Here is a 13,243-nt window from a genome sequence, read left to right as displayed (position 1 = left end):
AGGAAGAAAGAGATGAGAGCAATACAACTAACCGGGCTGGCACTTTTCATACTTGGCTTTGGCCTTTTTCTGGCCAGCTTCTTTATGGCTGACTACAAAATTTCGAGGAGTGACTTTGACAAAGTTGTTGCTCACGAGGGAAAGACCCAAGGTATCCTCACTTTCACGCCGGAGATAGTCGACACAGAATACAGCACGAATTTCGGGTTTGTCGGCACCATCCAAAAAGGCATCAACACCTACAACAGGCAGCAAATGATGCTCTTTGCCCTCAAGGAATCAGAGATAAATCTATTGATTAGCGAGCTGGGCCCTCCTCCCTACACTTTCTCCCTTGAAATGCTGAACTACATCTACCCGAAGATCAACACCAGCACTATTTTCAAGAGACGAAAAATGGAGGAGTACGGCAACTGGCTGGAGGGGAGAAAATATGATTCCAGAGAAGCGCTGAAGAAAGATCTGATGTCAGTGGCCAACACGATCAACGATTATGGCATTATCAGTGAGGTAGGTATCGACCGCTACAAAGCCAGAGATATCAGGTACGAGGCTACCAAACTTGCCTCTCACGGGCCAATCAAATCCAGTCCGGGCCTCTTTTTGGCCCTTTGTTACCTGCTACCAATTATTGGGGCAATGATGTATTTGCTACCTAAGAACAAACTTGATGGCCCGGCTGGCATTAAGAACAATGGCATCTTCCACAGTGCTTTGAAAAACAAAGGCTGGCTCGGCATCATGCTTGGCAGCTTTCTTATTGTCTTCTATATCATTTTGTATTTCTTCCCCGAGTACATGACTGAATGGATCATCATGGTCGATCCAGTGAGTCAGCTACTAAAGAACAGTGACGCCAGCCGTTTTTTCCTTTATGGTTTTATTTACACGCTTTGCATCCTTGTAATGGGGGTACGGATGTTCATTAAATACCGCCATAGCAAATATCAGATTATGCGGACGATTTCTGTGATGTTCTTTCAAACAGCTTTCGCTTTCCTTATTCCCGAAATACTCCTAAGGCTTAACCAACCCTATTTCGACTTTAAAAACATCTGGCCGCTCGACTACGACTTCTTCTTTGACAATGAGCTCAACCAGCTTATCTCTTCAGGCAGCCTGGGCATCTTTATGCTGGGCTGGGGCATTGCGTTGATCATCATTGCTGTGCCAGTTTTTGTATACTTCTTTGGCAAAAGATGGTACTGTTCCTGGGTGTGCGGCTGTGGTGGATTGGCCGAAACTTTGGGCGACCCCTTCCGTCAGCTTTCCGATAAATCATTGAAGGCATGGAAAATCGAAAGATGGATGATCCATGCAGTGCTGGCCTTTTCTGTTGTGATGACTGGCGGCGTACTGTACACCTATTGGTCGGGCAACTCCTGGCTGGGTGTGATCGACAGCTACACACTCAGAGAAGTGTATGGTGTTTACATCGGTGCTGGCTTCGCTGGCGTGGTGGGCACTGGTTTTTATCCTTTGATGGGCAATAGGGTGTGGTGCCGGTTTGGCTGTCCGCTGGCTGCCTATCTTGGCATTGTGCAGCGCTTCAAAAGCCGCTTCCGCATTACTACCAACGGTGGTCAGTGCATCAGCTGCGGCAACTGCTCCACCTATTGCGAAATGGGAATAGATGTGCGCTGGTATGCCCAGAGAGGCCAAAACATCGTTCGCTCATCGTGCGTAGGCTGCGGCGTTTGCTCATCAGTTTGCCCACGTGGCGTACTCAACCTGGAGAACAGAGACGAAGAAGGGAGGTTTGGTCAGCCCATATTGATTGGTAACGACAGCATTAAAGTGGAAGCATAAATCTTGCTTCCAATACTTTCTTTATTCTCTTTTCATAATAGGAAATTTCTCAACACTTCGTATTTTACTGAACGTTTCAACCCTAAGGTTCAAAAAGAATGATTGAGCAATACACCAATTGGTGGGAAACCCTTACCCTGCTGCAGAAAATATACTGGTCGCTGGCAGTTCCATTCACTCTTTTTTTCCTGTTGCAGATGCTGATGACCCTCATTGGCGGTGGCGATATGGGCGACGATCTGTCTACCGATGCAGAAATAGACGGCGACACCGGTATTCCTTTTCAGTTCCTTACGTTGAAAAACCTTGTGGCCTTCTTCTCCATTTTTTCATGGACGGGTATAGCCTGCCTGGATAGCGGCCTGTCGGATGGCTGGTCATTGGTAGCCTCCTCGGTCGCCGGGCTGGCAATGATGTTAATTATGGCCAGCATCTTTTATTTTCTTTCAAAGGCTGACGAAAGCGGCAACCTGAAAATGAGCAATGCAAAAGGAAAACTGGGTGAGGTGTACCTTACTATTGCCTCAAAGCGAAACAGCATAGGCCAAATCCAGATAAAAGTACAGGGTTCGCTGAGAACCCTGGAGGCCATCACCGACGATGAGACCGATATTAAAACGGGCAAAGTGGTGAAAGTCAGTGATGTTATAGACAATAATCTACTCTTAGTTACCGCAAACTTTAGCTGAATATGAGCGTATTCGCATTACCCGTAGTGGCCATTGTGGCCCTCTTTATTTTTATCATCCTTATCACATTTTTTAGTCGCTACAAGCGATGCCCCTCCGACAGGGTAATGGTTGTCTACGGAAAAGTGGGCGGCGGTACCGACGGCCATAGCTCCTCCAAGTGTATCCACGGTGGTGCTGCGTTTGTGTGGCCTGTGTTCCAGGACTACGCCTTTCTCGACCTCACCCCTAATTCGATAGAGGTGAACCTTACCAACGCACTCAGCAAGCAAAACATTCGGGTTGACGTGCCTTCCCGCTTTACTGTGGGTATCTCTACAGAAACGGGCGTGATGGAAAATGCAGCTGAAAGACTGCTCGGGTTAACCAAAGACCATATTCATGACCTTGCCAAAGACATCATTTTTGGTCAGCTGAGGCTTGTAGTGGCCATGATGGACATTGAGGAGATCAACAGCAACCGTGACAAGTTCCTGGCGAACGTGGCCAGTAATGTGGAAGCAGAACTAAAGAAAATTGGCCTTAAGCTCATCAACGTAAACGTAACAGATATCAAGGATGAGTCGGGCTACATAGAGGCGCTTGGAAAAGAAGCGGCCGCCAAGGCTATTAACGACGCCCGAAAAAGCGTGGCCGAAAAAACCAGAGATGGTTCGATCGGAGAAGCGATGGCGCACCAGGATCAGCGGGTGCAGGTGGCCGATGCCAATGCTCTTGCAAAAATTGGTGAGGCCAATGCAGCACAAAAAGAACGGATCCAAATTGCCAATGCCGACTCCAGCGCTAAAGTGGGCGAGTCGGAAGCTTTGGCAAAAGCCAATATTGGCGAGGCCGAAGCGCAAAAGACAGAAAGAATCCAGACTTCGGAAGCCAATGCAAGGGCAGTTGAAGGCGAGAACAAGGCCAAAATTGATATAGCCAACTCTGAAGCCGATAGAAGAGAAAAAGAAGCTGAGGCGCTCAGAAAAGCCATGGCGGCTGAAAAGGTGAAGCAAGCCAAAGCCCTGGAAGAATCGTATGCAGCCGAGCAAGCAGCGGAAAACGCCAGAGCCCAAAGAGACAAAGCCAGCCAAACGGCCAATATTGTGGTGCCAGCAGAAATCGACAAGCTCAAAGTAGAGATTGCCGCCGAGGCTGAAGCCGAAATGATCAGACGACGTGCCAAAGGTGAGGCCGATTCAATCATTATGAGGCGAGAGGCGGAGGCCAGGGGTATTTATGAAGTGCTGACCAAGCAGGCTGAAGGGTTGAAGCAAATAGTGAACGCTGCCGGCAACAGTTCGAAAGATGCAGCGATGCTTATCATTGCTGAAAAACTACCTGAGCTGGTAAGGCTACAGTCGGAAGCCATCAAGAATATCCAGATCGAGAAAATCACCGTTTGGGATTCGGGCACTGGCAAAGACGGCAAGACGTCGACAGCCAACTTCCTTTCGGGCATGTACCAGTCGGTGCCTCCACTGAAAGAGATTTTTGAGATGGCCGGCCTTGAGCTACCAGCCTATTTGGGCGAAGCAGCGAAAAAGGTAGCCGCAACGGAAGTAAAGGAAACGACCTCAGAGAAGAAGGAAGAAAAACCTACTGAAACAAAGCCGTCGCAACCAGCAAAGGGAAAAGATGATCCTAAGAAAGGACCAGGCCCAGCGCCTAAGAAGTAGAAATCCAGCGCTCCGGGAAGGCTGTTCATTAGCACTTCCCGGAGCACTCTTTTGTTTTAGAATATCCCCATCATATTAATCAGCACCAATCCGATAACCGCCGGGCACACAAAGCGAATAAAGAATCGCCAAATGGCTGCCGGAGTGATGCCCGCCACTAGCTCTTTCTTGAAAAATGGAGCACCCTCAGCAATTTCATCCGAAATCTTGGTGATGTCCATGACCCAACCAGTGTAAAGACAGGTCATCAACGCCACGATCACAATGAAGAACGTGCCAAAGAAGAAGTCCATGATGTCCATTACACCAGCATAGGTGTTGCCAAATACTGTGATGGAAACATTGGTGAATATGTCGGCCCCACCACTGGAGAGTGCAGATGGCAGCCCTACTACTGTGGCGGCAATCCCTACTACCCAGGCAGCTTTTTTCCGGCTCCAGTTTTTGTTGTCTATGAAAAAGGAAGCCGGTACTTCAATCATTGCTATGGAAGACGTAAGAGCAGCCAGGCAAAGCAGAAGAAAGAAAAAAGCGCCAATGATATTGCCGCCAGCAGGTAATGACTCGAAAATCACTGGTAGTATCTGAAAAACCAAAGTGGGGCCCTGATCCGGCTGCATACCGAATGCGAAAACCGCCGGAAAAATCATTAATCCACCCAGCAGCGCAACGCCTGTGTCCATGATACCAACCCAAAGACCCGAGCTCACGATGTTACTGTCTTTTGGCAGGTAGGAACCGTACGTAATCATCATTCCCCAGCCGATACTCATGGAGAAAAAGGCCTGGCCGAGAGCGGCCAGAATAGTTCCTCCTCCGATTTTGCTGAAGTCGGGAACAAGGTAGTACTCAATGCCCGCCATGGCCCCGGGAAGCGTTACGCTCCGAATAATTACAACAATCAACAAAATAAACAGCACAGGCATCATGATCTTGGCTGCCTTTTCAATGCCTCCACTTATGCCCCCCAAAACGATTAGCGTAGACGCAGCCATGAATATGCCAAAGAGTGGTAAAATTGCCACCGGATTAGCCCGGAAAACATCAAAATCCAGCGGTATGTCGAACAAGGCTGTGTACATGTACCCAATTGTCCAGCCGGCAATTACTCCGTAATATGAAAGCACAAAAAAGCTCACACAAAGCGACAAAATTCCTCCACCAAATATCCACAACTTACTTCCTCCCGTTTCCTGAAAGGCACCAACAGGGTTTTTTCGGGAAAAGCGACCAAGTCCCATTTCATTGAATAGCAATGGAGCTCCCACTAAAAGGATGCAGATAAAGTAGACAAATACAAAGGCGCCGCCACCATTCTCTCCTGTCAGGTAAGGGAATCTCCAAATGTTGCCTAAGCCCACAGCGGAGCCGGCAGCGGCCATTACAAAACCAAACTTACTTCCCCAGTTATCTCTAGCCATAGTTGTTTATTTGACCTTCGAAAATAAAGGGAAAATCGTATGTCACCATATATGGCTGGTCTTATTCCACTAGCGGCGGTGAAAAAAGTCGACAAAGGAATGTAACCTCGGATCACAAAATGAAGTCAAAGCGACAGCAAAGAAATGGTGTTAAATGTCCATACAGCTAAAGTTTTAGCATCCTTTTCGCAAAAAACACGTAATTAGCATTATGATTACTCTACTACTACTTTTTCTATTTAGCGTTATACTTGGCTGGCTCGGTACTTTTTTCAACGTTTTCTAAGATAAACCGCTTTACCGCCAAGGTGGTTTCTGGTAAAAAGTCACATACGTACGGCCGTTAAGCACAATCATTGGATCTCCATTTTTGGGATGATTCCGCTTCTCGAACGCAAATGATTGGCTGCCCCCTGATTTAGAACTAGCGACTAACGTATTTCCCTGCAAGCTCCACGTGCCTGCATCGGAAGTCTGCGAACTTGTTCCACCTGTGGCTATCTGCGTTCCATATTGATTGGTCACCGTTGCACTGCCCGAATTTTCACTATAGTATTCGTAGGTACCGTTTGCATTTAGAATGATACACTCGTCGGTAGTCCAGCCACCTGACCCTGTGCTGGTTACATTCACGTAGCACCATTTCCCTGAGAGTTCGGCAAGAGCGGAACCCGAGCTTGTGGAGACTCCAGCCTGCCCGGCTGGCGGCATATTCCCATCAAATTTGTTGTAGACAAGGCTTCCTCCAGGGCCAGTCAATGTCAAAGTATTTCCTCGCAACTGGTACTGAAACTGCACCGCACCTTGCGGCGTCGAAAGTGTCACAGTGGCACCCTGTGTTTGGTAGTCGAAGGAATTGCCGTCGATCACTACCTTGCCGTTGGCCATGAAGTCGAGCACTTGCCCCTGGCTTTCCCACTTGCCTACGATTGAGCCCGCTGGAGAGTCGCCAGCCTGAGTAGGCAGTGTACTGGCAGAAGCCTGCCTTTCGGCTCCGTTTTTTCCAAATGTGATTGCCGCATCCAAATCGCCCCCGGAAAGTGTTAACTGATCACCCATCAGGCTATACTGATAGGTCACTACTTCGGCGGCAAATTTGATCGTTAAAGCGTTTTCGCTTGCTGTGTAGGTAACAGATTCACCGTCAAACTCTCCCGAACCATTGCTGAGCAGTCGCAAAGAAATTGTGTAACCAAATTCGGTGTTAACCCAGGTGCCTTGCAGCCCCTGAGTTGTCTGTTCTTTTACTTTCGAACCAATTTGCGCTATTGCGGCCTGGTAAAAAATCAAGCCGAGGATAAAAATTGCCCTTTTCGTTTTCATAGGACTCGCTTTTCCATGAAAATAGTCAAAAGCGGCTGAAAATCAATGCATGGCAGGATGATAAATTACTGAAAGTCAAGCCATAAGAAGTTTCGACTAGAGCGGCCGTATCACCAAATTAAAATCTATGGTAAGCTCATCGGCTACCTTTACCAGGCCCATCATTTTTGAAGGAGGTACCATCTCAAAATCCGTAAAACGTAAGGTTTTAGAGCCCACCAAATTGTAGAGGCTATAGCTTTTTTCCCAGAAATCGAAATGAACACTCACCTCTTTTTTTCTTCCAGAGAGCTCTATGAGCATCACGGCGTCGTAGCTTGTAACGCCCGGCAGTATGGATGAAGCGGCGTTCAATGACAAAAAGCTCACACCGATTTCAGGATATATGTCAGCCTGGAGGGTTTCCTGGAAGTCGCTGGTGATCATTTTGTGCGCACAATCAAAATCGACAACAGGGAGCGATAGCTTGTTAGGGGAAAATTTGATATAAGAGGCTGTCCGTTCGGACAGCTCCAGCGTGTCGGCATACTGGTACGACGACATTCCACAAGTGAATTGATTGACATTGGAAGCCCCATTGATAATCAGGGTGCTGGAGGGCTCAATCACCCATGCCACCATCCTTTTTTCGTCTCCATTGCTGAAGAAGAGGGAGTAAAAGCCAATTACTGTGAGGAGGAGCTTCATATCAAAAAGAGAAAGGAATGCCCGCTTGGCGGGCATTCCGTAACTAACTTACCAAAAACCAACTAGAAACTAATGGCTGCTTCGATCATGATACCTTTGAACTCGGCGTCGTTGTATTTGCCAGTCCAGCCTTCAGTATACTGCTGATTAACATACTCTAGCTTAGCAACCACATTGTCGGTCATAAACCATCCGCCACCAAGGTTGATCCGGTTAATTTTCTGGGTAGCAGTGGCTGCATCTGTTGCTTTTCCACTTACGGAGTTGTATCTGCCTCCGACAAATACCTTTTCGGCAGCGCCAATTCTGTAGATTGCTTCAACTGCTGTTTGAGTATATTGACCATTTCCCTGGTCTTCGCTGTTAGACACTATTTCATAGATACCGAACAACTCAAGTCCCTGATACTTAATGAATGGATTGATCTGAATAGCGGTCATTTGTCGGAATCTTGGGTTAAAGCGGGCATTGGCATATGCACTTGTTGCATTCACTCCACTGGCTGCCTCAGCAAGAGAGATTAATGTGTTGTAATACCTATCTCCTGCTCTGTCACCACCGTAGAGGTAAAAACCTGTAGATAAACCACTGTTCATGTACCAGCTACCGGTAAGTCTGAAACGAAGGTCATCGTTCACCTGCTTGTCGTAGCCCACTTTACCATAGAAGGAAATTTTGTTGTCGGTAGTAGGTGTAACCACCACGCTCTGGTTCAACTTGCCATTAGAAATACCCAACACGCCTATGAAGCCGTTGCTTTGGGCATTTGCCTCGATGAAGGCCTCGGTGGTAAAAGAGTCCATGATGTAGTTGCCAACAAAAGGGTTATATAAAGCCCTGGCGTTGTCAGTTCTTCTAAAGTGCGCATCACCAAAGTTGATCTCGTCCAAACCTACTCTAAAAGTTACTACTTTCATCAGGTTGGCTGCAAAGCCTGGCTTGATAAAGTCAAGCTTGTCAATTTGGATGTAACCACCCTTTACCCAAGACTCATTGTGGTGCCTGGCGGAAAGGTAGGTTCTCAAGTGCATTCTCATACCGTCAGACAACTGAACATCAAGGTTCAGGTTGGCTGTGGGAAGGTTTAAGTTGGTACCCAAGTCCAAAAGACTGTCCAGGGAGTTTGTTTGGTTAATGCCCTGAAATTCGATGGCAAAATCACCGCCTACTCTTACTTTTAAGCCGTCAAAAGGTACTGTGTCGGCTTTGGTGGTTTCAAATACATTCAGGCCTTTTGCGTCATTTGTTCTGAAGAATTGAAGGTCAGGCTGCTGAGCCATCAATGTGCTGGTTGCGGAAAGTCCTAAGACAATCAGTATCCCAAAAAATTTATTTAGCGTTTTCATGATAAGGGACATTTATTGGTTTTTTGATTTATTTAGAAAGAATAATTTCATACGAGATTGTTACCTCTTTTCCTGTATTGACTGTGCCAAACATAAAAGAGGGTGGTTCCACTTGGTAAGCCTCCATATCGAGAGTATAGGAACCTGTGATTTTGTATTTGCCATTGGCAAGAGCCTCAAGTTTCCCCTCAAGACTGATGTCTTTGGTTACTCCGGCAATGGTTAATTGACCTGATCCTTGCAAAAGCGAAGCTCCTTTGGCTTGCGATGTCTTCAGGTTGAAAATGATCTGCGGATTCTTGTCAGACTTCAGTGCCTTGTAGGCATTGTCATCCATGCTACTCTTATGACTCTTTAGTGTGGTAACCGGCACGATTAGTTTCAACCCTTCAACGGTTCCTCCTCCATCAGCTATGGTTGCTTCAACCTGAATTTCTTCTGAAACCATCGTCCAGTCATGCATAGTTGAGGTGCCAGCTACAGTAATTTTTGATCCCTTTTCTGCCTTAAATGGCTGCCCGGCTGTAGCGGCTACAGTCAGAAATACGAGGGCGGTAATTGTTAGCAACGTTTTCATGTTTCTAATTGGTTTTGGTGAAACATTTTGATGATGCTAAGGTATAAGCGGGAATAAGGGGAGGGTATGACGTCACAAAACAGAAAAGGTGACTTTCGTCACCTTCACTAATATTTTCAGAAAAATTAAATAGAAGTATGTTTTGATAAATCACTCAAAACAGTCAAAAAAAATCAATAAAGGCAGGTGGGCGAAATATTATTTTGAATATCGTTCAATCAAGCTTCGGATGTTTCTTATGCCAGTCTGTGGCATTCTGATAGGCTTTTGCCACCGCCAGCAAAGTTCCTTCGTCAAATAGCCGACCTGTGAAGGTCAAACTGGTGGGAGTACCATCATCGGAAAAGCCGTTTGGCAGTACTACGGACGGGTGGCCACTAAGATTGGTGACCCGCAGGTTCTTGCCTTCTCTGGAAGGAGCCAGGTACACATCCACTTTTTGAAAAACTCTGGTCATGTCCTGGATAAGTTGGGTCCTCAGTCTGTTTGCCTGGATGTATTCGACAGCCGGAATGAGTCGGGACTCCCTGAAGCTATTGGGCCAGCCCCACTTTTGCTGGTTCACCAACTGGTCATCCCGTCCACTTAACGTCAATTCCTCAAAAGCCGCCGCAGCCTCTGCCGAAAGTATGATGGTCATATCCCCTACCGGCTGGTTAGGCAATTCAATTGGTATAAGTTCTGCTCCGAGTTCTTTCAAGACCTGCAGGGCCACGCTATCTTGACGACGAAAGGCGTATTCTTTGTCAAAGTCACTTTTCACATAACCGATCCTGAGTGCCTTCAGATCGACAGCAGGCTCATAGTAGAACGGAAAGTCCAACACCATATCATCTTTGCCGTCGGGCCCGCCAATGGCAGCCAACACAATGGCACAGTCTTCCACATTGCGGCACAATGGGCCAAGCTTGTCCATGCTCCAGCTAAGAGCCATGGCTCCGTGGCGGCTTACCCGGCCATAAGTAGGCCTCAGCCCGGTTACGCCACAAACCGTGGACGGTGACACAATCGACCCTAACGTCTCCGAACCTATTGCAAAAGGTAACAAGCCTGCTGACACAGTGGATGCCGAACCCGCCGATGAACCACTACTGCCCTTCTCGGTATTCCACGGATTCCGTGTTTTGCCTCCGAACCAAATATCGCCCATCGCAAGAGCGCCAAGTGTGGTTTTTGCTACCAAAATTGCCCCAGCGTTTTCCAGCCGCTCGACAACAGTCGCATCAACCTCAAACTCCTGGTCTTTGTAGGGCATGGCTCCCCAGGTTGTTTTGAAGCCCTTCTTGGCTAGCAGGTCTTTGGCACCAAAAGGAATCCCATGCAAAAGTCCTTTGTAGTTACCCTGTGAAATTTCCTTGTCAGCATTTGCCGCTTTTTCAAGTGCATAGTCCTCCATGAGGGTCACGATGGCGTGCAATTGTGGGTCAAACTTCTTAATTCTGTCTATATAAAACTGGGTAAGCTCAAGTGAGGATATTTGTTTGGTTCGGATGAGCTCCGCCAACTCTCCGATGCTCATAAAAGCCAGCTCCTCGTCAGCGGCAGGTCGCAAGGCTCCAGTGTAATCGCCAAATTTCAACTCTTTAAAATGGCTTTGGTGGCCAAAGCCCAAAGGGAGCGGATTGAACTGCATGGCTGGCACCACGTCGTTAGCTAATGGGCTCCTGCGCATGTAAAGATAGCTTTCCCTCTGTGAAGCAACCCCCTCAAGCATGGAGTCAGCCTCAGCACGGGTAAGCGGCACTCCGATCAGTTCACCTGCGCTAATAATATCTCCATAGCTAATCGTTTCTTCATTTGTTAGCGACACGTACTGGCCCAGACTAAAGAAGACAACTGCCACCAGAACAAAAAGAGCGGCCTTGCCAAATACTGCTTTCATATCTAAGGATTATATCACAGTTTAATGAATAAAATAGAATTAGGCATGTCAAATATTAGCAAGAAGCCATTTATAAATGTGGATGGTTTTCTATTTTTAGCCATGAGGAAAGATTATTGCTCAATTTTTAGTGTCGGTTCTCTGGCAGCCCTGCTTTTTTTTCAAGTCTTAGTGGGATGTTCTCAAAGGAAAGAGGAACCTAAAAAGCCCAACATAGTTTTCATTTTCACTGACGACCAGCGAGCAGATGCATTGGGGGCAGCGGGCAACCAATTTATTAAAACACCCAGCCTGGATGCACTTGCGAAAAGTGGTGTGCGCTTCACTAACAACTACTGCATGGGCTCCATTCATGGAGCAGTTTGCGCTCCCAGCCGGGCTATGCTCATGAGCGGAAAAAGCCTTTATCATGTATACGACAAGCTCGACACCGTAACCACCATGCCGCAGGTATTGGCCGCCAATGGCTACACTACTTTTGGCACTGGTAAATGGCACAATGGTGGCAACAGCTTTCTGGCTTCGTTTCAGCAGGGAAAGAATGTGTTTCTGGGTGGCATGGATGATCATTTCAACACAGCTGTGCGTGACAAGGTAAATGACTCCACTTTTACCGAACCTATAGAAAAAGGCTTCTCCACTGACCTTTTTGCTGATGCGATGATAGATTTCATTACGTCACAAAAGGGTGCCGAAAAACCTTTCTTTGCTTACATAGCCTTCACTGCTCCTCACGACCCGAGAAGCCCATTGCCACAATACCTGGAGCAATATGCGGGAGACACCGTTCCTTTACCGGCCAACTTTAAGCCCTGGCATCCATTCAATTTTGGGGAAATAAATGAAATGCAGGTAAGAGATGAGCACCTGGCACCCTGGCCACGAGATCCCGAAATGATTCAGGATCAGCTCAGAGAATACTACGCTATGATTACCCACGCCGACAAAAGAATAGGCGACATTATCGCTTCGATTGAAGCCAGCGGTTTTGCTGACAACACAATAATAGTCTACGCTGCCGACCATGGGCTTGCCCTGGGAAGCCACGGACTGGTGGGGAAACAAAGCCTGTATGAGCACAGCATGAAGGCGCCACTAGTATTCGCAGGCCCCGGCTTGCCAACCAATGAAACAAGAGATGCACTGGTTTACCTCTATGACATTTTCCCTACGCTTTGCAACCTTACAGGCGTAGAACCACCTGAGAGAGTGGATGGAAAAGATCTTTCGAAGGTGATTATGGGCAAAGAAGGAGGTGTTCGTACCTCGCTATTCACCACCTACAGGGGCACGCATCGGGCAGTGCGGGACAAAAAATGGAAATTGATACGATATCCCATGATAGACCACACACAGCTCTTCGACCTCGAAAATGATCCTGATGAACTAGTCAACCTGGCTGGTGAAAAGGAGCACGAGGTAAAAGTGAGGGAAATGATGGGCTTGTTAGGTAGCTGGCAAAGGCGAACCGACGATACACTGAAGCTTACAGCCAAAACAATTGTGCCAATGGAGTACGACCCAACTACTTTCGAAAGGAAGCCGGATGTGCACCAACCTCCTTTTGTACTTGAAAAATATTTTAAGGATTATACCAATCAACCATAAGCTGGTGAAGAAACCGAGAGCTTTGCCCGGAGCAGAACAGAACAATTAAAAAAAGCCCGGCGCTCTAAAAGACCACCGGGCTACCAAACCTAATCAACCGTGCAACGTTAAACGTTGCTGCCCCCGAAAGGGCATTACCAAACTTGTCTTGCAAAGTAGTTAATAGCAAAAATGTGTCTGCTATACACATTGTAAAAAATTGTCATAGAACCGTCTCCCGGGGTCACAATTAGGTCTGTCGCT

At 47.2% G+C, this 13,243-nt stretch carries 10 protein-coding genes; 4 read left to right on the top strand and 6 right to left on the bottom strand.

The features are described 5' to 3' along the window. Window positions 1-12: 12 nt before the first annotated feature. From GC130_RS17645 to GC130_RS17635, 3 genes are all read left to right on the top strand, one after another. Window positions 13-1,809, top strand: a complete 1,797-nt coding sequence (locus GC130_RS17645; protein ID WP_151999665.1) for a 4Fe-4S binding protein — start codon at window positions 13-15, stop codon at window positions 1,807-1,809. A gap of 98 nt (window positions 1,810-1,907) precedes the next feature. Beyond that, window positions 1,908-2,498 (top strand): hypothetical protein, encoded by a 591-nt coding sequence (locus GC130_RS17640; RefSeq protein WP_151999664.1) that lies wholly within the window; start codon window positions 1,908-1,910, stop codon window positions 2,496-2,498. A 2-nt stretch (window positions 2,499-2,500) separates the two neighbouring features. Further along, window positions 2,501-4,156 (top strand): flotillin family protein, encoded by a 1,656-nt coding sequence (locus GC130_RS17635; protein WP_151999663.1) that lies wholly within the window; start codon window positions 2,501-2,503, stop codon window positions 4,154-4,156. Window positions 4,157-4,212: 56 nt separating this feature from the next. Here GC130_RS17635 and GC130_RS17630 read toward each other — a convergent pair whose 3' ends face one another. From GC130_RS17630 to GC130_RS17605, 6 genes are all read right to left on the bottom strand, one after another. After that, window positions 4,213-5,577: a sodium-dependent transporter gene (locus GC130_RS17630; protein WP_151999662.1), complete on the bottom strand. Its 1,365-nt coding sequence runs from the start codon at window positions 5,575-5,577 to the stop codon at window positions 4,213-4,215. A gap of 297 nt (window positions 5,578-5,874) precedes the next feature. After that, window positions 5,875-6,900: a hypothetical protein gene (locus GC130_RS17625; RefSeq protein WP_151999661.1), complete on the bottom strand. Its 1,026-nt coding sequence runs from the start codon at window positions 6,898-6,900 to the stop codon at window positions 5,875-5,877. Window positions 6,901-6,996: 96 nt separating this feature from the next. Continuing rightward, on the bottom strand, window positions 6,997-7,623 hold the full coding sequence (locus tag GC130_RS17620) for a hypothetical protein (RefSeq protein WP_151999660.1): 627 nt from the start codon (window positions 7,621-7,623) through the stop codon (window positions 6,997-6,999). A gap of 26 nt (window positions 7,624-7,649) precedes the next feature. Then, on the bottom strand, window positions 7,650-8,933 hold the full coding sequence (locus GC130_RS17615; protein ID WP_151999659.1) for a hypothetical protein: 1,284 nt from the start codon (window positions 8,931-8,933) through the stop codon (window positions 7,650-7,652). Between the two features lie 28 nt (window positions 8,934-8,961). After that, a complete protein-coding gene (locus tag GC130_RS17610; protein ID WP_151999658.1) occupies window positions 8,962-9,510 on the bottom strand; it encodes a YceI family protein in 549 nt (182 codons plus the stop codon). A gap of 214 nt (window positions 9,511-9,724) precedes the next feature. Beyond that, complete coding sequence (locus GC130_RS17605; protein WP_151999657.1) at window positions 9,725-11,392, bottom strand: amidase; 1,668 nt, start codon at window positions 11,390-11,392, stop codon at window positions 9,725-9,727. Between the two features lie 45 nt (window positions 11,393-11,437). Between GC130_RS17605 and GC130_RS17600 the strand changes: the two genes are divergently transcribed. Then, on the top strand, window positions 11,438-13,000 hold the full coding sequence (locus GC130_RS17600) for a sulfatase-like hydrolase/transferase (RefSeq protein ID WP_226940536.1): 1,563 nt from the start codon (window positions 11,438-11,440) through the stop codon (window positions 12,998-13,000). The last annotated feature ends 243 nt before the right edge of the window (window positions 13,001-13,243 follow it).

This window comes from Imperialibacter sp. EC-SDR9 (genome assembly GCF_902498805.1).
GTDB lineage: Bacteria > Bacteroidota > Bacteroidia > Cytophagales > Cyclobacteriaceae > Imperialibacter.
Note: the sequence above shows the minus strand (reverse complement) of the source record. Positions and strands in the feature narration are given on the sequence as shown.

Coding starts and splice junctions, on each gene's coding strand:
- GC130_RS17645 (WP_151999665.1), top strand. CDS start 13: ATGAGAGCAATACAACTAACCGGGCTGGCACTTTTCATACTTGGCTTT.
- GC130_RS17640 (WP_151999664.1), top strand. CDS start 1,908: ATGATTGAGCAATACACCAATTGGTGGGAAACCCTTACCCTGCTGCAG.
- GC130_RS17635 (WP_151999663.1), top strand. CDS start 2,501: ATGAGCGTATTCGCATTACCCGTAGTGGCCATTGTGGCCCTCTTTATT.
- GC130_RS17630 (WP_151999662.1), bottom strand. CDS start 5,577: ATGGCTAGAGATAACTGGGGAAGTAAGTTTGGTTTTGTAATGGCCGCT.
- GC130_RS17625 (WP_151999661.1), bottom strand. CDS start 6,900: ATGAAAACGAAAAGGGCAATTTTTATCCTCGGCTTGATTTTTTACCAG.
- GC130_RS17620 (WP_151999660.1), bottom strand. CDS start 7,623: ATGCCCGCCAAGCGGGCATTCCTTTCTCTTTTTGATATGAAGCTCCTC.
- GC130_RS17615 (WP_151999659.1), bottom strand. CDS start 8,933: ATGAAAACGCTAAATAAATTTTTTGGGATACTGATTGTCTTAGGACTT.
- GC130_RS17610 (WP_151999658.1), bottom strand. CDS start 9,510: ATGAAAACGTTGCTAACAATTACCGCCCTCGTATTTCTGACTGTAGCC.
- GC130_RS17605 (WP_151999657.1), bottom strand. CDS start 11,392: ATGAAAGCAGTATTTGGCAAGGCCGCTCTTTTTGTTCTGGTGGCAGTT.
- GC130_RS17600 (WP_226940536.1), top strand. CDS start 11,438: ATGTCAAATATTAGCAAGAAGCCATTTATAAATGTGGATGGTTTTCTA.